This is a genomic window from Marinifilum fragile, assembly GCF_963677365.1.
GTDB lineage: Bacteria > Bacteroidota > Bacteroidia > Bacteroidales > Marinifilaceae > Marinifilum > Marinifilum fragile.
This window is the reverse complement of record NZ_OY781962.1, coordinates 3,302,134-3,321,769: the sequence shown is the minus strand read 5'-3', so window position 1 is coordinate 3,321,769 and position 19,636 is coordinate 3,302,134. Positions and strand designations below refer to the sequence as shown.

At 34.5% G+C, this 19,636-nt stretch carries 18 protein-coding genes; 8 read left to right on the top strand and 10 right to left on the bottom strand.

All coding sequences use genetic code 11. From position 1 onward, the window contains the following. Positions 1 to 28 precede the first annotated feature (28 nt). Positions 29 to 985, bottom strand: coding sequence for a cupredoxin domain-containing protein (locus tag ACKPCA_RS13245; RefSeq protein WP_321279506.1), 957 nt, complete (start codon positions 983 to 985; stop codon positions 29 to 31). 482 nt (positions 986 to 1,467) lie between these two features. On the opposite strand from ACKPCA_RS13245, the gene ACKPCA_RS13240 reads away from it, so the two are divergent. The 5 genes from ACKPCA_RS13240 to ACKPCA_RS13220 all read left to right on the top strand — a co-directional run bounded on the left by ACKPCA_RS13240 (position 1,468) and on the right by ACKPCA_RS13220 (position 6,356). Next, positions 1,468 to 1,797 (top strand): HTH domain-containing protein, encoded by a 330-nt coding sequence (locus ACKPCA_RS13240; protein ID WP_321279505.1) that lies wholly within the window; start codon positions 1,468 to 1,470, stop codon positions 1,795 to 1,797. A gap of 67 nt (positions 1,798 to 1,864) precedes the next feature. Further along, positions 1,865 to 3,007 carry an HlyD family secretion protein gene (locus tag ACKPCA_RS13235; RefSeq protein ID WP_321279504.1) on the top strand — a complete coding sequence of 381 codons (1,143 nt, stop codon included), beginning with the start codon at positions 1,865 to 1,867 and terminating at the stop codon, positions 3,005 to 3,007. Positions 3,008 to 3,059: 52 nt separating this feature from the next. Further along, a complete protein-coding gene (locus tag ACKPCA_RS13230; RefSeq protein ID WP_321279503.1) occupies positions 3,060 to 5,219 on the top strand; it encodes a peptidase domain-containing ABC transporter in 2,160 nt (719 codons plus the stop codon). A gap of 214 nt (positions 5,220 to 5,433) precedes the next feature. Then, on the top strand, positions 5,434 to 5,610 hold the full coding sequence (locus tag ACKPCA_RS13225; RefSeq protein WP_321279502.1) for a hypothetical protein: 177 nt from the start codon (positions 5,434 to 5,436) through the stop codon (positions 5,608 to 5,610). A 104-nt stretch (positions 5,611 to 5,714) separates the two neighbouring features. Then, positions 5,715 to 6,356: a CPBP family glutamic-type intramembrane protease gene (locus ACKPCA_RS13220; RefSeq protein ID WP_321279501.1), complete on the top strand. Its 642-nt coding sequence runs from the start codon at positions 5,715 to 5,717 to the stop codon at positions 6,354 to 6,356. A gap of 59 nt (positions 6,357 to 6,415) precedes the next feature. Here ACKPCA_RS13220 and ACKPCA_RS13215 read toward each other — a convergent pair whose 3' ends face one another. Next, positions 6,416 to 7,162, bottom strand: a complete 747-nt coding sequence (locus ACKPCA_RS13215; RefSeq protein WP_321279500.1) for a DUF6261 family protein — start codon at positions 7,160 to 7,162, stop codon at positions 6,416 to 6,418. A 710-nt stretch (positions 7,163 to 7,872) separates the two neighbouring features. Here ACKPCA_RS13215 and lepA point away from each other — a divergent pair. Then, entirely contained in the window at positions 7,873 to 9,660 is a 1,788-nt protein-coding gene (gene lepA, locus ACKPCA_RS13210; protein WP_321279499.1) for a translation elongation factor 4, read from the top strand. A 285-nt stretch (positions 9,661 to 9,945) separates the two neighbouring features. Continuing rightward, positions 9,946 to 10,650: a hypothetical protein gene (locus tag ACKPCA_RS13205; RefSeq protein WP_321279498.1), complete on the top strand. Its 705-nt coding sequence runs from the start codon at positions 9,946 to 9,948 to the stop codon at positions 10,648 to 10,650. Between the two features lie 64 nt (positions 10,651 to 10,714). Here ACKPCA_RS13205 and rprY read toward each other — a convergent pair whose 3' ends face one another. From rprY to ACKPCA_RS13180, 5 genes are all read right to left on the bottom strand, one after another. Then, entirely contained in the window at positions 10,715 to 11,401 is a 687-nt protein-coding gene (gene rprY, locus ACKPCA_RS13200; RefSeq protein ID WP_054718930.1) for a response regulator transcription factor RprY, read from the bottom strand. Between the two features lie 5 nt (positions 11,402 to 11,406). Beyond that, entirely contained in the window at positions 11,407 to 12,891 is a 1,485-nt protein-coding gene (locus ACKPCA_RS13195; protein WP_321279497.1) for a sensor histidine kinase, read from the bottom strand. 512 nt (positions 12,892 to 13,403) lie between these two features. Then, on the bottom strand, positions 13,404 to 14,030 hold the full coding sequence (gene rnc / locus ACKPCA_RS13190) for a ribonuclease III (protein ID WP_245625857.1): 627 nt from the start codon (positions 14,028 to 14,030) through the stop codon (positions 13,404 to 13,406). Positions 14,031 to 14,147: 117 nt separating this feature from the next. Continuing rightward, the gene (gene fabF / locus ACKPCA_RS13185; RefSeq protein WP_321279496.1) at positions 14,148 to 15,401 is read right to left on the bottom strand and encodes a beta-ketoacyl-ACP synthase II; all 1,254 of its coding nucleotides are present in this window, start codon (positions 15,399 to 15,401) and stop codon (positions 14,148 to 14,150) included. Positions 15,402 to 15,422: 21 nt separating this feature from the next. After that, positions 15,423 to 15,659 (bottom strand): acyl carrier protein, encoded by a 237-nt coding sequence (locus tag ACKPCA_RS13180; protein ID WP_054718918.1) that lies wholly within the window; start codon positions 15,657 to 15,659, stop codon positions 15,423 to 15,425. Positions 15,660 to 15,856: 197 nt separating this feature from the next. On the opposite strand from ACKPCA_RS13180, the gene purN reads away from it, so the two are divergent. After that, the gene (gene purN, locus ACKPCA_RS13175; protein WP_321279495.1) at positions 15,857 to 16,417 is read left to right on the top strand and encodes a phosphoribosylglycinamide formyltransferase; all 561 of its coding nucleotides are present in this window, start codon (positions 15,857 to 15,859) and stop codon (positions 16,415 to 16,417) included. 31 nt (positions 16,418 to 16,448) lie between these two features. On the opposite strand, the gene ACKPCA_RS13170 is transcribed toward purN, so the two are convergent. The 3 genes from ACKPCA_RS13170 to ACKPCA_RS13160 all read right to left on the bottom strand — a co-directional run bounded on the left by ACKPCA_RS13170 (position 16,449) and on the right by ACKPCA_RS13160 (position 19,598). Continuing rightward, complete coding sequence (locus ACKPCA_RS13170) at positions 16,449 to 17,762, bottom strand: M23 family metallopeptidase (protein ID WP_321279494.1); 1,314 nt, start codon at positions 17,760 to 17,762, stop codon at positions 16,449 to 16,451. A gap of 96 nt (positions 17,763 to 17,858) precedes the next feature. Further along, positions 17,859 to 18,725 carry a YitT family protein gene (locus tag ACKPCA_RS13165; protein WP_321279493.1) on the bottom strand — a complete coding sequence of 289 codons (867 nt, stop codon included), beginning with the start codon at positions 18,723 to 18,725 and terminating at the stop codon, positions 17,859 to 17,861. Between the two features lie 12 nt (positions 18,726 to 18,737). Further along, a complete protein-coding gene (locus ACKPCA_RS13160) occupies positions 18,738 to 19,598 on the bottom strand; it encodes a YitT family protein (RefSeq protein ID WP_321279492.1) in 861 nt (286 codons plus the stop codon). Positions 19,599 to 19,636 lie beyond the last annotated feature (38 nt).

Sequence of the window (19,636 nt, the reverse complement as noted above, 5' to 3'; positions counted from 1 at the left end):
CCTTCAGCATTTTTAACCTTATTATTTTTTAGTTGTCACCTTTCATTTTGTTTCTTTTGTGCTTACCAATTTCAACGGTTTCAGTTACTTCTTCTCCTTCAGGAGTTGTGTAGGTATATGTTGCTACATTGTCACATTCACCATCACCATAATCGAATTTGGCAAACTCTACTCCATTTTGTGAGTATATAACTGTTCCTTGAACAATTAGTCTACATGTTCCGATTCTAATTAAAGGGTTTTCTTCATCAATTTGCTTGGTATATTCATTTTGTTCTGTATCAACGCAAGTTACCTTCCCTGTAATTTGAATTTTATCGTCAGTTAAATCCCACTTGGTATCTAAACCTGAAATCCACTCTCTGGTTCGTTCAGCTACTCGGCTTAATTCAGTTCCATCAGGATAAGTAAAAGTAATGTCACTAGTGATTTCCCATTTTTTGGTAACTCCTCTTTCACCAGTAAACTCAATTCGTTTGGTTCCATTAATTTCAACCGAATCTATTACCAAATCCATTGTAATTTCGCGAACTGCACCACTAGTCCAAGGAGCTGCTGTCATTACAATCTTAATAACACCATCAATAATTTTGTCATTATTATACAGTTCAATTGAATCATATTCAATTGTAATTGTCATAGGGAATCTTCCATCTTCTGCAAATTCAATAGAAATCTCTGGCATTTTTTCACCTTTGTAACGCTGCCATTCTCTTGCAAAATTACCATAGTAATTGTAGGATCCTTGTTTCGTACTCGTTGTAGGTTCAGTATATTCACTTTCCATGAAAGAGAAAAGGTCTACTTCATAATCAGCAACTTCCATTACGCTTTCCGATGCTTCTTCCGTAGTGATTACCGTTTCGATATCGTTGTTCAATACAACTTGTTCTTCAGGCTTAATTTCTTCAACATCATCATGATTGTCACAAGAAAAAAGCGACATTGCCAATCCAGTTAATAATATAAATGATAGTTTTTTCATTTTGATATTTTTTTAGTTTCCATATGTTCCCGATTTTTTTCGGGATTAGAAATCGCAAATAATGATTCTTAAATATAGGAGTGAACAATTATTCGCTCAAACTAGTTTTGTAAAATTTATAATTCTAAAGTTTAATTTTCTGAGCTCATTTACTTCTGAACCGATATTTTTGATTTTTACCCTACTTTTTTCTGATGCATAATGAGTTTTATTGTGTTTCCCAATATTTTGTGTGTAGAAATCAATTAAAAGTAAGATGTTTTTAAGTTACCAAATGTTTTTCGAAGAAATGATACGTAAATACCAACTGGAATTACGTGTTCACAAACTGAAATAACGCATTCACAAACTCTTTACATTTTTTAACATTTTTTGGGGTTACTTTTTTTTCTCTTTAGGAACAAACTAGTAGTGATTAGAAAAATCTATTGCCAATTACTTACAACTAAAGCTGATTAATACTAACTATTAAATCAAATTAAATGGTAAAGATTTTAAACGTGGTGGAGCGATTGATGCTGCTAGATCGATTGCTGAAAAAAGGAGAGACAGGAAACGCAAGACAATTGGCATCTAAATTGGGAGTATCCCGTAGTCAGGTGTTTAATCATTTTGATGAATTAAAAGATTTAGGTGTAAAGGTTAGGTTCAATAAGTCAAAATCATCTTATGAATATTTTGGCGATTATGAACTTGAGGTGCAGCAACCTCTGAAAGTGATTCGTAAAAATGAAGAATTAAAAGAAATTTCTGGAGGAACTTTTGGTCAGAGTCCAAGTTTATTGGACTGTTTCCGCTTAACTTTGAACTGAAAAATCAATAATCTGAGGGAATTGTTCAATCAATTTCTTCAGATTTTTAAGAAGAAATCCAGATTGAATGAAGAAAATTTTTCCCAAAGAAATTATAGCTCAAACTACCGAATCGCATTTTGCAAAATTCAATTCGAATGTAAAGATCATATACTTGCTTGTATTGCTTCTATTACTATCAATAGTAGCAATATTACCTGTAGTAAAAGTTAATATTACCCAACAAGGAAGAGGCACCATACGGAGCTTTGAAGAGAATAATAATGTTGTATCTGCTATTTATGGACAGGTGGCAGAAAATAGGTTACATGAGAATTTAATAGTAAATAAGGGCGATACACTTTTGATTTTAAATGAAGAAAAAGTAGATCAGGATATTGCTTCAATAAAGCAAAGATTGGAATTGAACCAGCAGTATCAGGAAGATTTAAAATGTCTTTTAAATGGAAAATCGAAAATTTTAAAAACTTTTCTCTATCAAAACGAATTGGCAGAGTACAATCAGAAACTGATAGAATTGGATGCTGAAATAAAGCATAAAGCAAAAGATTATCGTATTAATAAAAAGTTGTTTGATAAGGAAGTTGTAGCCAAAGTTGAATTTGAAAAAATAGAATATACATGGCAACAATCTCTTCAGAATAAGCAATTGTATATCAAACAGAAAACTTTAAAGTGGCTAAGTTCCTTACGTGATCTGAAACATGAAAGTATAGAATTGAAATCTCGGATTGCTCTAAATACAAAGGAGAAAATCAACTATGTAATAACCGCTCCCATAACAGGAGTCATTACTCATTTTAAAGGAATTCAAAAAGGAAATTTTATTGCTCCCGGACAAAGTATTGCACAAATATCTCCCAGAAGTGAATTGTTGGTTGAATGTTACTTGTCTCCATCAGACATAGGTTATATCCACAAAAATATGAATGTAAACTTTCAGTTGGATGCATTTAATTACAATCAATGGGGTTTGGCAAGTGGAAAAGTATTGGAGATCTCTCCTGATATTTTTCAAAGCGAGAACAATGTATTTTTTAAGGTAAGATGTAGTTTGGATCAAAACAAATTACTTCTAAAAAATGGATATGAGGGGAATTTAAAGAAAGGCATGAGTTTAACAGCTCGATTTAATGTAACAGAGCGAACCCTATTCCAATTGCTGTATGATAAGGTAGACGATTGGTTAAATCCCCGCTTAAAAAATTAGAAAGTCAATTGGTATTCGTTTCAACCTTAAATCAAGATCTTAAAATCAACCAATGAGTATAAAAATAAAACAACACGATATTACCGATTGTGGAGCTGCCTGCCTGGCTTCCATTTCGGCACATTTTAAATTAAAACTACCAATCTCACGAATCAGGCAAATGGCGGGTACCGATAAGAAAGGTACCAATGCTTTGGGTTTGATTAAAGCTGCTGAAAAACTCGGTTTTACGGCTAAAGGAGTACGGGGTGGACTGGATAGCTTATCTAAAATTCCCTTGCCTGCCATAGCTCATGTGGTGGTAAAAGAAGTATTACAGCATTATGTGGTAATTTATAAGGTTACTGACAAGTATGTGGAGGTAATGGACCCGGGTGACGGGCAGATTCACAAGAAAAGTGTCGCTGAATTTGAGAAAGAGTGGACCGGAGTATTGATACTGATGGTACCCAATGAAAGCTTTGTGAAGAAAGATGAAAAAGTTTCGAATATTTCTCGTTTTTTCTTTCTGCTAAAACCCCATAAGAGCATTTTGTTTCAGGCTTTGTTTGGAGCAATTGTTTATACCGTATTGGGTTTGTCAACCTCCATTTACATACAAAAATTAACCGACTTTGTGCTTGTTGATGGCAATAAAAACCTTCTCAACTTGTTGAGTATTGGTATGGTGGTTTTAATCATCTTTCAAATATTCATAGGAACATCGAAAACGGTAATGGTTTTAAAAACGGGACAGTTGATAGATTCCCGCTTAATTTTGGGCTATTACAAACACCTGCTGAAATTGCCACAACGTTTTTTCGATACCATGCGTATAGGTGAGATCATTTCAAGGATTAACGATGCAGTAAAAATTCGAGCATTTATAAATGATACTGCCATTAGCCTAATCGTAAATGTGTTTATTGTGTTCTTCTCTTTTGCCTTGATGTTTATTTATTCTTGGAAATTGGCTTTGGCAATGGCTTTAATTATTCCTTTGTATGCTTTGGTGTATTTTATTACCAACAGACTAAATAAAAAACAGGAACGTAAGGTAATGGAGCAAGCGGCCGAATTGGAAACACAACTGGTGGAATCGCTCAACTCTGTAAAAACCATTAAGCAGTTAAGCCTGGAAGATTTTGCCAATCTTAAAACGGAAACCCGCTTTATTAATCTATTGCAAACTGGGTACAAGTCGGGATTGAATGCCATTTTCTCGGGGAATTCTTCTGAGTTTTTGAGCCGAATATTTACCATTGTTCTACTATGGTTTGGTGGATATTTGGTAATCGATCAGACCATAACTCCGGGTGAGTTAATGTCCTTTTATGCCATAATAGGATATTTCACAGGACCTGTTGCCTCTTTAATAGGCATGAATAAATCGGTGCAAAATGCATTGATTGCCGCAGATCGTTTGTTTGAGATTATGGATTTGGAACGTGAAGAGGAGGAAAACATGATCGAACTGGATAAACAACATAAAGGAGATCTAATTTTTCAGGAGGTATCCTTTAGTTACGGTACACGTGTTGATGTTTTCGAGAAATTCAACATGAAAATTCCGCAGGGAAAAATTACAGCCATCATAGGGGAGAGTGGTTCAGGAAAAACCACCATTGCAGCTTTGGTGCAAAAATTATATCCTTTAAACGATGGAAACATCTACATCGGGAATGTGAATATCAAATATGCTTCGAACGAAAGTTTGAGAAATTATGTGGGTATTGTACCTCAGAATTTAGATCTGTTTGCAGGGAATGTAATTGAAAATATTGCAGTGGGCGAGTTTCAACCCAATATGGAACGCATACTGGAAATTTGCAAGCAGATCGGAATATTGGATTTTATAGAAGAGTTGCCCAATGGATTCCAAACCTGGTTGGGCGAAAATGGAGCTTCTCTTTCGGGTGGACAAAAACAACGTTTGGCAATTGCACGTGCCTTGTATCGCGATCCTCAGGTATTGATTCTGGATGAGGCTACATCCTCATTAGATTCCATTTCGGAAGAACAAGTTCAAAACTGTATTAAAGGTTTAAAAGAACATGGAAAAACCATTGTTTTAATTGCTCACCGTTTGGGTACTGTGCTACAATCCGATAAAATTATTGTTTTGGAAAAAGGCAAGCTAATGGAAGAAGACTCGCATAGCGAATTGTACGAAAACCAAGGCAAATATTACCAAATGTGGCAAAAGCAAATGCCTGAATTGAGTGTCTTTTGAAAAAAATATTGTAAAGTCCAAGTTTATTGGACTGTTTGCAATTATCTTTACGCTGTATTTAACATTTGGCCAATTACAAATACACATGTTGTAGGTGTAAAAATAAAAAGCCCGAAAAACAGAAGTGTTTTGGCGAACCATGCTGTTGATCGGACTTAGCTTAAAAGCCTGCGCAAAATTAAATGAATTATTAACAATTTAAAATTTTGTGAAAATGAAAGATTTAAATGAAAAGGAATTAATGAAAATTGATGGTGGTATGAATGATAGACCTTTTGGAACTTCTTATGATGGATATCCAACTAGTGGAGGAGGAGAAAAAAAAGAAGAATCGCTTCTTCCAGGGTGGCTCGAAATTTTAATTGCCATAGCCGATGGAGCTCAAAACTAAAAAATATTTGAGACTGTTGTAGTTAATCTGCAGCAGTCTTTTATTTAATACAATTAGCAGAACAGAATTCGATAAAAACAAAACTTAAAATTAGAAGTGTGTTAATGATCAATTTAATTAAATCTTTTAATAATAAGAAAATTGAGTGGAAGTATTTTTTACTCTTATTATTTGTTTATTTTTTATTGACAATTCCATTGGGAGTAATTATAGGATTACTATTAAAGGCTTTTAATATTACACATGCGTTTAAAAATAATGATAATTTAAGCTTCTGGAAAGTAGTTATTGTAGCACCTTTAATTGAAGAATGCTTATTTAGATTACTTCTCAAGCCTAGATTTAAAAACCTAATTGCTTATTCCATAATAACCTCACCATTTGTTCTCTATTTATTCAGGAATGGAGAACAAACAATCGCTATTGTTTTGGTTGGTGTATTGGTTGGTGTTGCATTATTAATATTTAAGAGACAAGAATATTTAATCAAGTTTTATCGAATTTTTCTTAAGAGATTTTCTTATTTATTTTATCTTTCAATATTCGTATTCGGATTTATTCATTTGCGTAATTTTATATTTCCTGAATTATCTATTTGGATTGTGCTTATATTTCCTTTGCTAGTTTCTCCACAATTAATTATAGGAGGAATATTAGGATTTATTCGCATGAAATGGGGATTTATTTACTGTGTTTTATTTCATGCAATGGTGAATGGGATTATTTACTTGTTGAGAGTTATATGAAAAAAGGACCCCAACACGTGGCATCCTTTCCAATCTTAATAATCCTAAAACAAAAAAAACTATTCCTGAAGTGTAGTTTCTTCTTCCTCTTTTGCGTTTTCGCGTCTGGTTTCGCGTGATGCAATTCTTGAGTTAATGTCTTTTATTACTTCGTTTATTTCCGCAGCAATATTTTCATATTCCACTTTTTCGGTCATATCCTTCATTACCGATAAAAACTGATCGAGAGATTCAATGGCCTTGCGAACTTCTTTGGCAGCTTTTGCTCCTTCAGCATTTGGCTTTTCAGCCTCTTCCTTGTTTTTTTCTTCTTCTTTGGCAATAAAATCTTGCTGAGAAGTTTTAAGGAACGTATAATGATTATCGGCGCCAATGCCAGTAATGGCTGCTTTAAGCTCTTCATTAGAATCAACTTTATTGAAAAAGTTAATCATGCTAACGGTTTGGTCTTGGTAACCCATGTCGTAAATGCGCATTTCAGGAGAACGAACCACAGTTACCAATTTCTCTGCATGTGTACGTATTGTAGCATCCTCATTGTACGACTGTGAAATTACCAGGTACATAAAACACTTCCATCCATTGTCTCTTCTTAGATCCTTGGCTGCAAGTTCGCTGGTTCGCATACTACTTGGAGAAATTTTAAGGTTATCTTCCAATTTGTTTAAGGCAGCAGTGACTTTGGTTTTTGGCTTGACTAACTGAAGTTCAGTTTCGTCGTATTTACCCAAAATATTCGATGCTTTTGAGCCTAATAATAGATATTCTGCCAAATGCATCTTGTGAAACTTAATAGAGTAAAACATACTTTTAAAATTTAAAATATAGTATTAATATTATTTAAACTCAATGGAAGTTATGAATAAAGAATTTATTCCACAATTATATAAAAGGAAAAAATAAGATCAGATAATCAGTGCTTTGTGATTGTGTGTTTGATATGGCTTGTGATGGTAGGGAAAGGGGTTTTATTTGGAATTAATTTAAATTAACTAAGTATAGTGTGTTTGTTTTATTAATCCATAATTAAATAACGCTTGTTTGGAATACTGAGTTTACCCGTTAAGTGGGTAACCCAAAGAACCAAGGAGCTAAATCGACCTGTAAAAATGCTTTCTTGGAGTTCGGGAATGCCATTTTTACGTTTTAAATTGGGTATCTGGAAAACCAAGAGGCCATTTCAATACTTTAATTTGGAATAAGTGTTTTGTTGTTTGTGCAATTTTACGTTTCGAAATGCTATTATAGGAAACCAATGAAGCAAAACTACGTGTAAAAATGCTTCCTTGGAGTTCGGGAATACCATTTTTACGTTTTGAATTGGATATTCGGTAAACCAATGGGCCATTTCTTTAGGACGAATTAATCTTTTAACATTCCAAAATTCCAAGGATTTGAATATCTTTGCGGATTCAATTAGGAATTTATAATTACCAATTGCGAATAGAACCAAAAAGCTTTCGTAATTTGTGATATACAATTCGTAATTTCTAATTCGTAATTCGTAATTGACAGTATGAAGAACATTCGAAATTTTTGCATCATAGCCCACATCGACCACGGTAAATCTACCTTGGCGGATCGTTTGTTAGACGTTACCAACACCATTACCGACCGCCAAAAGCAGGCGCAGGTACTAGATGATATGGATTTGGAGCGCGAGCGTGGGATTACCATAAAGAGTCATGCAATCCAAATGGATTACATGCGCGATGGAGAAAAGTATACCTTAAACCTGATTGATACACCAGGTCACGTTGACTTCTCTTACGAGGTATCAAGGTCGATTGCTGCCTGCGAGGGAGCATTGTTGATTGTTGATGCTACTCAGGGAATTCAGGCACAAACCATATCAAATCTTTACTTGGCAATCGAAAATGATTTGGAGATTATTCCAATCTTGAATAAGATTGATTTACCAAATGCGAATCCTGAGGATGTGAAAGATCAGATTGTAGATTTATTGGGATGTGATGAGAGCGAGATTTTGGCAGCCAGTGGAAAAACCGGTGAGGGGGTTCCTGAAATCCTGGAAGCCATTGTTGACCGTGTTCCTGCTCCTGAGGGTGATCCGAAAGCACCTCTGCAAGCTTTGATTTTCGATTCGGAGTTCAACTCGTTTCGTGGTATCATTACCTACATTCGTATTTTGAATGGTGAAATCAGCAAAGGTGATTTGGTAAAATTCGTAAATACCGAAAAGGAATATCAAGCTGATGAAATTGGTGTGCTACGTTTGACTCAGGAACCAAGAAAGGTTTTGAAAACGGGTGATGTAGGTTATATCATTTCGGGTATCAAAACCTCAACCGAGGTAAAGGTGGGTGATACCATTACGCATAAAGCGAATCCTTGCGATGGGGCCATTGAAGGATTCGAGGAAGTTAAACCAATGGTATTTGCCGGGGTTTACCCAATCGATTCGGAAGATTATGAAGACTTGCGTGCGGCAATGGAGAAATTAAAGTTGAATGATGCTTCCTTGACTTTTGAGCCGGAATCGTCATTGGCACTTGGTTTTGGTTTCCGTTGTGGATTCCTTGGTCTATTACACATGGAAATTGTACAGGAGCGTTTGGATCGAGAGTTCGACATGAATGTAATTACTACGGTTCCTAACGTATCGTATATTGCACACACCAAGAAAGGGGATGAGTTCGAGATGCACAACCCATCGGATATGCCAGATCCAAATGCATTGGATTATATCGAGGAACCATTTATTCGAGCTCAGATTATCTCTAAATCGGAGTTTGTTGGTCCGTTGATGACACTTTGTATGAGCAAACGTGGTGTGATGACCAATCAGCAATACTTGACCAGCGACAGGGTAGAGTTAACTTACGAAATGCCATTGGGTGAGATTGTATTCGATTTCTACGATAAGCTGAAGAGTATTTCGAAAGGTTATGCTTCTTTCGATTATTTCCAGATTGGATTCAAGCCTGCCAAATTGGTAAAACTGGATATTCTATTGAATGGAGAAGGTGTGGATGCACTTTCTACTTTAATTCACTTCGACAATGCACAGGCATTTGGTAGAAGAATGTGTGAGAAACTAAAAGAATTGATCCCACGACAGCAGTTTGATATTGCCATTCAAGGGGCAATTGGAGCTAAAATTATTTCTCGTGAAACCGTTAAGGCTGTTCGTAAAGATGTAACCGCAAAATGTTATGGTGGTGATATCACACGTAAGCGTAAACTTTTGGAAAAGCAGAAAAAAGGGAAGAAGCGTATGAAGCAGGTGGGTAACGTAGAAGTGCCACAGAAAGCTTTCCTTGCGGTTCTTAAATTAGACTAATAATGTGATCTGACAGCGTTCGGAGATCCTGTCAGCATTAAAAAGATATACAAAGCTGTTCGATTTTTCGGACAGCTTTTTTTTACTCCAAGCGCTAAAGAGGCTTATAATAACAATTTTAAACGTAATAAGTTTTATAGCTTGGGGCTAGTAGCTGAAAGCTGACTACTGATCGCTATTTTAACCTTTCCTTAACTCTTTTTAGCTAAAGCTTAACTGCCTTTTTTTCAGTTGTATGATAATTTTGAAAGTAGATAATTCAAGTCAAATTTAAATACAATGGTTATGAAACGATTTAGACTCTTACTAAGCCTATGCTGTGCCGTTTTGTTAGTGTCACAAGTTACTTTCGCTCAAGAGAAGGATAAGAAAAAGGAAAAACATGAGGTGCATGTAAAGGTGAAAGTGATTGAAGACGGAAAGGAAACTGTCATCGATACGATTTTCCACGAGCATAAAGATCATGATGAGATCATGAAAATTATAGAATTAAAGGGTGTATCAGATTCTTTAATGAGAAAGCATATGGTTTGTTATTCAGGAGATGATAAAAAGCATGGAAAGCATTCCAAAATGATTGAGAGCTTTGTTTTTAATATCGATTCTACTTTTGATGGGGATGCAATAAAAATGATGAAAAAATTTAAGTTTTCGGATGAGGATGGAAGTTTTATTTTCCATTCAGGTGATTCTTGTATTTCGAAAGACATCCATATTGAAATGCTTCATGGGGGTAAACACAAATTGAATGTACTTCCATTTCATGGCAAAAAAGCAGAAAAAATTATCATCATTCAAGATTCCGACGACGTTGAAATTACTGATGAGGATGGCGTGAAAATCATTAAAATAAAGAGTTCATGCGAAGATAATGTTTGGATTGAAAAACATGGAGATAAAGAAGTAGATGTTGAGGTTACCGTGGAGGAGAAGGATGCCAAGGAGGTGAAAAAGATTAAAAGAAAGAAAATGAAGAAACAAAAGGAGTAGTTTCTTCCTCTCATAATCAAAAAAAAAGCTGCTTTTTAAAGCAGCTTTTTTGATATCTAGTGGATTACATTATCAGTTTATAACCTTTACCGTGAACGTTTATAATTTCAATGCTTGGCTCTTCCTTCAAGTGTTTGCGAAGTTTGGTAATGTATACATCCATACTACGTGCATTAAAATAATTATCGTCAGACCAAATGGTTTTTAAAGCCAGGTTGCGTTCCAATACCTTATTTACATTGTTGCAAAGTAACTTTAAAAGTTCCGATTCTTTGGTTGTTAGTTTAATGGTCTCATCTCCATCAACCAAATATTGCTTTTTAGCATCAAAAGTATAACGACCCAATTTAAATTCTTCCTGATTAATTTCCGGCTTAACTCCTGCGGTTCTTCTCAAAACGGCTTCAATTCTTACCAAAAGTTCTTCCATGCTAAATGGTTTGGTCATGTAATCATCGGCACCAAGTTTAAATCCTTCCAAAACATCTTCTTTCATCGATTTTGCGGTAAGGAAGATAATTGGAATTTCACTATTGATTAAGCGAATATCCTTTGCAAGTGTAAAACCATCTCGATGAGGCATCATAATATCAAAAATGCACAGATCGTAAGGGTTTTTTAAGAACTCATCATAGGCTTTATCACCATCTTCGCAAAGAGTAGTGTTATAATTTTTAGCAATTAAATATTCTTTAAGCAAAAGGCCTAGATTCGCATCATCCTCGGCTAATAAGATTTTAACTTGTTCCATTGCGTCTATTTTTTTAAAGGAAGATATACTTCAAATTTTGATCCCTTTTCGAGGACACTATCTACATTTACTTCACCATTGTGTGCATCCACTACTTTTTTCACATAGGATAAACCTAAGCCAAATCCCTTAACATTGTGCACATTTCCTGTATGAACACGGAAAAATCGTTCGAAAACCATTTTTTGATCTTCTTTCGATATTCCAATGCCATTATCAGTAATTGAAATAACAATACCTTTGTCTTTATTTCGCGTACTGATACTTATTTCTGGATTGTCTTTGCAATATTTGATTGCATTATCCAACAGATTGGAGATAATATTGCTAACATGAACTTCGTCAGCCATAATTACATCCTGGCTAGCGTCTAGATTTTGATACATGTTACCATTTCTATCTTCTACTCTAATAGTAAAGTTAGGTAATAAATTTTGAATTATTTTATGAACACTTATAGGTTTCAACTTTAACTTCATTCTGGCCTCGTTAAAAACTGCCATTTGTAGCACTTTTTCCACCTGATAAGTTAATCGTTTACTTTCATCATTTATGATTTTTGCAATATGATCGATAAAGCTTTGAGTGGTTTCAACGCTATTATCTTTCAACATTTGCGATGCCAATGATATTGTTGAAATCGGAGTTTTAAACTCGTGAGTCATATTGTTGATAAAATCATTTTTGATTTTCGACAATTTCTTCTGGCGGAAGATGATGAAAATTGTAAAAGCACTGCAAAGTATCAAAATCAAGGTAAGAATGAAAGATGGAAACAGCATGGTATATTGAATCATGTGCTTTTGCTGACCAGGAAAATAAACATGTAAAATGTTTTTTCTTGCAAAATACAAATCGTTTGGAAACAGTGGTTTGGTATATTTCTCCACAGAAGGATTCCTAAAATAATTTTTTGAAGCGGTTTCAAACTTAATACCATTCACTTTTACCGCATACTCAAAATTTAATTTGATTCCATTATCTCTTAACTTCTGCTCAATTAACGTTGGTAGCGATTTAAGATCAACACGTTCACTAAGTTTTAGGTTTGCATTCTTTAATTTGTTAGCAAATTCTCCATAATTTCCACTACTTGCTAAGGCTTTATTAAATTGCTCCTGAAACTTGGTTAACCCACCATTTAATGATCCTTCGTCTATATTGATATTTTTGTTTTCATGTGAGATACTTAAAATGGCCTTATCATGTTTTTGATCCATAGTGAAAGAAATCGTGGAACTTCCTGAAGCTAGTTCGGAATGTCCTGCTATGTTTGAATGATTAGAGCCATTGCCTTTTAGAATCATTTGCATCTCTTCATCATGCTCTAACTTAGAAACTACCTGATCCAAGGCTTTGCTAACAGTTAAAGAAAACTGTTCTTCTTTAAGTTTTGATGCCGATTGGTAATATTTAATTTGGACTAATATTAATCCAAATAATGATATACATAAAACAATCGTAACTAACCAAATGTATTTCTGATTCATCTTTTTTTGTTTTCTTCCACTAGTCATCCCGATTATTATTGGGAGGAAGTTGCAAGATAAAAACAATTATTGTAGTGTGTTTTTAATCATGCTTGTTTCACGTATACAAAGATAAAAAAATCATCATCCTACAATTACGACTTAACAATCTTTAACACAAGAGTTGTATAAGTTTGTTATTGATCAGAATTTTAGGAATTTTTAATGAAAAAGCTTTTCTAAATTAGGACTGATTATAATTAAGGCAAAAATTCGTTATTTTAACAAATTTTTACTGAAAAGGTATTTGAAGTTTATAATTTGATACTATATTTGCTATCGGAGAGCGAATCTATAAGGAACAATCTCCTTGATTAAAAATTTTGGTTAATAGTTAGATGAAAGGGCGGTTGTGGTTACCGTCCTTTTTTTGTACCTATAGTTCACCAAAAGAATCTTACAATTCTACATAGCAAGTCTTGTCAGGTCAACTTAAACCTGAAAAACATCAACAATACAAAAGATAGATAGAATTAGGATGCCAACTCTTTCTGGTTGATTCTCTTTAAAGCTTCGCGGGCTGCTTTTTGCTGAGCTTCTTTCTTAGAAGTCCCAATGCCTTTACCCATTTTAACCTCTTCAACTTCAACTTCAGAAATAAATAAAGGCAAGCGTAATGTTTTATCAACACCGTCTTCTTGTGTGTCGAAGTAGACATCTTTTTTGTTCTTTTGAGCCCATTCAATCAATTTGCTCTTAAAGTTGGTTTCTACAGTTACAACCTCTTCCAAATTGATATATTTTTTGAAGATCTTATCTTCGATAAAAGTACGGGTTTTAAGGTATCCTTGGTCAAGATAAATTGCACCAATTAAGGCCTCGAATGCATCTCCATAAATATGTTTATTGTTATTCATATTTACATTGGATATTACATGATTGTCCAAGCCAATTTTTAGAGCTAGCTTGTTAAGCGATTCGCGGCTAACAATTTTAGAACGAATTTGAGTAAGAAAACCTTCGTCTTTGTTGGGGAAATATTTATAAAGAATATCGGCGATTACGGCACCAAGAATTGCATCGCCCAGATATTCCAGACGTTCATTATTCATATTGAAGCCATCCTTAGGGATACTGGCCGATTTGTGTATGAAAGCCAATTCATACAGGTCGGGTTTGTTAGGATAAAACCCTAGAAAATCAAATAACAATCCATAAAACTCCCTCCTTGGAAAGAAAAAAAGTTTTATGGATTGAATAATAGACTTAATCACAAATTATTCACTAAATGATTTGAAAATTACGGATGCATTGTGTCCGCCAAAACCAAAAGTATTACTCAAAGCAGCTCTAATTTCGCGCTTCTGAGCTTTGTGAAGTGTAAGGTTTAGCCTTTCATCGATTTCTGGATCTTTCTCCTTGTGGTTTATGGTAGGAGGAACTATTTGGTTGTTGATTGCTAAGATACTAGCAATTGCTTCAACCGATCCTGCAGCACCTAACAAGTGTCCTGTCATCGATTTTGTAGAACTAATGTTTAATTTATATGCATGCTCGCCGAAAACAGTTTGTACCGCCTTAGTTTCAGGAATATCACCAACTGGAGTTGATGTTCCGTGAACATTGATATAGTCGATATCTTCTGGTTTCAAGTCAGCGTCATTCAAAGCCATTTTCATTGAGTTAATGGCTCCTCTACCTTCAGGGTGAGTTGCAGTAAGGTGATATGCATCACCGGACATTCCTCCACCAACAACTTCAGCATAAATTTTAGCTCCTCGTGCTTTGGCATGTTCGTATTCTTCAAGAATTAAACAGCCTGCTCCTTCACCCATAACGAAACCGTCACGAGATTTACAGAAAGGACGAGATGCAGTTTGATATTCCTCATTGTTAGTTGACAATGCCTGCATTGAATTAAAACCACCTAATCCTGCTTCATTTACTGATGCTTCAGATCCACCTGTGATAAAGACATCAGCTTTACCTAGACGGATGTAGTTCATCGCATCAATAATTGCGTGTGAAGAGGAGGCGCATGCAGAAACTGTACCGTAGTTTGGTCCTTGGAATCCATACTTCATCGAAATATGGCCGGCAGCAATATCCGAAATCATCTTAGGAATGAAAAACGGAGAGAAACGAGGAGTTCCATCCCCGTTTGCATATCCTTTAACTTCATCTAAGAAAGTTTTAATACCGCCGATACCAGAACCCCAAATTACTCCGGCTTTTGTTAAATCTTCCGATTCAAGATCTAAACCACAATCAGCCATAGCTTCTTTAACAGCTACAAGTGCATACTGAGTATATAAATCCAGTTTGCGAACCTCTTTGCGATCAAAATGCTCTGTAGGATCGAAATTTTTAACTTCGCAAGCGAACTGAGTCTTGAATTTTGAAGCATCGAAATGAGTGATCATTCCAGAACCGCTTACACCATTCTCCAAATTCTCCCAATATTCGGCAACACTGTTACCAATTGGGTTAATTGTTCCGAGCCCAGTTACAACTACTCTTCTAAATTCCATAAAAAAGGGTCTGGTTAATAATTACTTAGCGTTTTCTTCGATGTAAGAAACAGCGTCACCTACTGTACCGATGTTTTCTGCTTGATCATCTGGAATAGCGATGTTAAACTCTTTTTCGAATTCCATGATTAGCTCAACTGTATCCAATGAGTCAGCTCCTAGATCGTTAGTGAAGCTAGCTTCTGGAGTTACTTCAGTTTCGTCTACACCCAACTTATCAACAATGATAGCTTTTACTCTAGATGCAATATCAGACATAACTTTAAATTTTAAATGATTAATATTAAACTAATTAATTTTCAACTGTGCAAAGAAATAAATTTACTTGAAAAAATTCAAATCTTTTTCACAAAGTTGGGGACAAATGTAATTCTTTTTCCTTTTCTAGCGAAATTATTTTACATCCAATGGCTTTTATATACCTTTGAGCATACCATTTAAACAACAAATTCATCATGAAAAGAATTGCCTTATTTGCTTCAGGTTCAGGCACTAATGTCGAAAATATAGCAATGCATTTTAAAAATAATTCAAATGTTGAGATTGCTTGCGTTCTCACAAATAATCCTAATGCTTTTGTCCTAAATCGAGCAGAAAAGTTAAAACTTCCTTCTTTAGTTTTTTCAAGATCAGACTTTAAAGATACATCAAAAGTGGTGGATTATTTAAAAGAAAAGAAAGTTGATTTTATTGTATTGGCTGGTTTTTTATGGCTGATACCAGCTAATTTGTTGCAGGAATTTCCGGGTAGAATCGTAAATATTCATCCAGCTTTGTTACCAAAATATGGAGGAAAAGGGATGTATGGCATGAATGTTCACGAATCGGTGGTTGAAAATCAGGAAACAGAATCAGGAATTACCATACATATGGTAAGTGAGAAATATGATGAAGGTGAAATTGTGTTTCAGGCCAAGTGTTCGGTAGAACCTAATGATACTGCTGAGGATGTTGCAAATAAAGTTCACAAATTAGAATATGAACATTTCCCAAAAATAATAGAGCAATTACTTTGAAGTAATTGCTCTATTATTTTTAAACTGTCTTTTACTTATTGAGAGACAGAGTATTGTTTAAAGAATCTGGTATTGATGGCTCCGGAATACTATCTAAACCATTTAATTCTTTCATCAATTTGTTTTTAAGAATTTCAAATTGAGCTCTATTCTCTGTCTTAACAGGAGCTACAGGAGGAGATTTCATTTTTAATGGATTAATTGGACTGCCATTTTTGAAAACTCTAAAATCGAGATGTGGTCCTGTTGATAATCCGGAAGAACCAACATATGCGATGGTTTGCCCCTGTTTTACCCTAACCCCTGAATTCATTCCTTTGGCAAATCTGGATAAATGCATATAGGTTGTGGTGTATACACTGTTGTGTTTGATTTTTAAATATCTTCCGCCACCATTTTTCTGATAACCTTTTTTAATAATTACACCGTCGCCAATACTGTGAACAGGAGTTCCTGTTGGAGCTGCATAATCAACGCCATGATGGGCTCTATATCTTTTTAGTACAGGATGGTATCTGCGGTTAGAAAACCTTGAACTGATTCTTGAAAAACGCAAAGGAGCTTTTAAGAATGCTTTTTGTAAGCTTTTTCCTTCTTCATCAAAAAAGCCATTTTTTTCTCCTTCTTTAAAGGCAAAGGCATAATTATCAGATTTGTGATGAATAAAATTGGCAGCTAGTACTTTGATATCATGTATTGATTCATCACCTACAAAAGCTTCTTCATAAATGATATTGAATTCATCGCCTTTACCTATACCAAAGAAATCTATAGTCCAGGCGTAAATTTCTGATAATTCGATGGATAAAATAGGATCAGCTTGAGCTTCCACCATGGCATTCCAAAGTGAACTTTCAATGGTTCCTTTAATTTGCTTACGCTTATAAATGATCTCTTTTTCCCCTTTGTATACATGCAAAGTATCACGTAAATCAAATACAATATACTCTACTGGTGTGTTTTCGTATACAAAATACTCTGGAGTTCTTACGCTGTCTTTTGAGAACAAAACAGAATATTCTTGTCCTGATTTTATTCTTCTTACATTAAAAACATTTTTGGCTTTTTTTGCAATTTTATCGATTGCTGCATACGAAACATCGTATTGTCTTAATATTGTAGACAAACTCTGATTTTTCTTAACCTTGCTTTCTTCAACATCAAAATCATCAATTGCAAATCCGTATTTTATATTGATTGGTACCAATTGCGTGGAATCAATCATCTCATGATTATTACTTTTTACTTCTTCAGGTACATCTGATTTAAATTTTTTAAAAAGTAATAGGCCTATTAAAATAAGCGTTGCAATAATGAGAGTTTTATAGTTGAAGAACTTTTTCATTTCGGAAATTTTGAATTCGAGCCTAAAGGTATAACTGTTTTTATAGTCATACAACATGAAAGGACAGAGATTACATGATTTAAGCTTTTTTAAGTTTTAGGATTTGATTTTGTCGAAACCTTGACCGTAAACACCCATTACACTACCCATAGATATGAATGCATCAGGATCTACATGCTTTATCATTTTTAAAATGGTCTGCGAATCGCGTTTTTTTGCCAATACCATAAGAATTTTTACATCTTGGTTACTGTAACCTCCTGTAGCATTTATTACTGTAAGTCCTTGATCTAAATTATGAATTACTTCTTTTCGAATTAATTCAGGTTTTTGTGTAAAAATTATAATTTGAACAGACTGCTTACTTCCTTCAATAATCATATCTACTACATAAGCACTTACGCCCATTGTTACAAATCCGTATACCACCTGTTCAATGGAGTTTTCTAAAAAATACGATGAAGAGATTATTACCACATCAATTGTAAGCAAAAGTTGTCCTGGACTATAATTCTTGTACTTGTTGATTATCATGGCAAGAATGTCAGTCCCACCGGTACTTCCACCTCTGGAAAGGATCATTCCTGCACCTGCACCAGCCATGATACCACCTATAATTGAGCACATAAATCGATCTGAAACCAAAGGTTCAGTAATAATGGATTGAAATAACCAAAGGAAAAAAGAAATGACCGTAATGCCATATAGTGTTTTAATTCCAAAGGAGAAGCCAAGTATACGTAAGGACACAAGTAGGAAAACTGTATTGATTAAAAATACACTGTAACCCACTTTTATTCCACTTACGAAATAAATCATGGTTGCAATTCCACTTACACCTGAACCTACAATTCCTGCAGGAATTATAAAACCAGTCCATGCAATAGCACCAATAAATAAACCAATTGTAATAATTAGGTAAGAACGAATATTTTCTGATAAGTTTGATTTCTGTTTGCTCATTGTATAATAGTTTTAAGCTCTAATTTCTTCAAAGCCTAAGCCATAAACTCCCATTACTGAAGCCATTGAAATAAAAGCTTCCGAGTCGATTTCTTTAATTAATTTGAAAATACGTTGTGTTTCATGTTTACGAACTACAATCATTAACATTCTGCTTTCTTCTTTTGAATACCAACCTGTGCTGTGTATCATAGAAATTCCTCTCCCGGTTTCTGTGCCAATTCTCTGTGCAATTTCTTCATGATAAGGCGATATGATGAATAATTGAGCAGATTGTTTTGCTCCGGATATAACCATATCAATAGCATAGGCTGCAACTCCCATTACAACGTATCCATATACAATGGTTGAGATATCTTTAAAAAGAAAATAAGAAGATGCGATGATAAAAATATCCAGATAGAGAATAATTCTGCCAGGACTTATATTGTAATATTTGTTAATCATCATGGCGATAATGTCAGTTCCTCCTGTACTTCCTCCCTGTGTAAAAGTGATTCCAATACCTGCTCCGCCTAAAATACCACCAATAATAGTTGCCATAAATTTGTCATCCACTAAAGGTTCTGAAAAAATTCTTTGTTGTAGTGTTAATAAAATGGAACCTACAACAATCCCAAATATTGTTTTTATCCCGAACTTACTACCTAGTACTCGTAGAGCAATTAAAATCAAAAATACATTGATTACAAGATAAGAGTACCCAACAGGAATAGTTTCTCCTGAAGCGTAATAAATAAGGGTTCCAATACCACCAGCACCACCTGCTACAATTTCTGAAGGAATCAAAAATGCAGTCCATCCAAAGCTATAAACACACAACCCAAGTGTAATAATAGCATATGATTTTAATTCATTAATAGAGAATTTCATTCTAATTTAAAAATAATTCAATGTGAAGAAAAAGGCTC

Coding starts and splice junctions, on each gene's coding strand:
- ACKPCA_RS13245 (WP_321279506.1), bottom strand. CDS start 985: ATGAAAAAACTATCATTTATATTATTAACTGGATTGGCAATGTCGCTT.
- ACKPCA_RS13240 (WP_321279505.1), top strand. CDS start 1,468: ATGGTAAAGATTTTAAACGTGGTGGAGCGATTGATGCTGCTAGATCGA.
- ACKPCA_RS13235 (WP_321279504.1), top strand. CDS start 1,865: ATGAAGAAAATTTTTCCCAAAGAAATTATAGCTCAAACTACCGAATCG.
- ACKPCA_RS13230 (WP_321279503.1), top strand. CDS start 3,060: ATGAGTATAAAAATAAAACAACACGATATTACCGATTGTGGAGCTGCC.
- ACKPCA_RS13225 (WP_321279502.1), top strand. CDS start 5,434: ATGAAAGATTTAAATGAAAAGGAATTAATGAAAATTGATGGTGGTATG.
- ACKPCA_RS13220 (WP_321279501.1), top strand. CDS start 5,715: ATGATCAATTTAATTAAATCTTTTAATAATAAGAAAATTGAGTGGAAG.
- ACKPCA_RS13215 (WP_321279500.1), bottom strand. CDS start 7,162: ATGTTTTACTCTATTAAGTTTCACAAGATGCATTTGGCAGAATATCTA.
- lepA (WP_321279499.1), top strand. CDS start 7,873: ATGAAGAACATTCGAAATTTTTGCATCATAGCCCACATCGACCACGGT.
- ACKPCA_RS13205 (WP_321279498.1), top strand. CDS start 9,946: ATGAAACGATTTAGACTCTTACTAAGCCTATGCTGTGCCGTTTTGTTA.
- rprY (WP_054718930.1), bottom strand. CDS start 11,401: ATGGAACAAGTTAAAATCTTATTAGCCGAGGATGATGCGAATCTAGGC.
- ACKPCA_RS13195 (WP_321279497.1), bottom strand. CDS start 12,891: ATGAATCAGAAATACATTTGGTTAGTTACGATTGTTTTATGTATATCA.
- fabF (WP_321279496.1), bottom strand. CDS start 15,401: ATGGAATTTAGAAGAGTAGTTGTAACTGGGCTCGGAACAATTAACCCA.
- ACKPCA_RS13180 (WP_054718918.1), bottom strand. CDS start 15,659: ATGTCTGATATTGCATCTAGAGTAAAAGCTATCATTGTTGATAAGTTG.
- purN (WP_321279495.1), top strand. CDS start 15,857: ATGAAAAGAATTGCCTTATTTGCTTCAGGTTCAGGCACTAATGTCGAA.
- ACKPCA_RS13170 (WP_321279494.1), bottom strand. CDS start 17,762: ATGAAAAAGTTCTTCAACTATAAAACTCTCATTATTGCAACGCTTATT.
- ACKPCA_RS13165 (WP_321279493.1), bottom strand. CDS start 18,725: ATGAGCAAACAGAAATCAAACTTATCAGAAAATATTCGTTCTTACCTA.
- ACKPCA_RS13160 (WP_321279492.1), bottom strand. CDS start 19,598: ATGAAATTCTCTATTAATGAATTAAAATCATATGCTATTATTACACTT.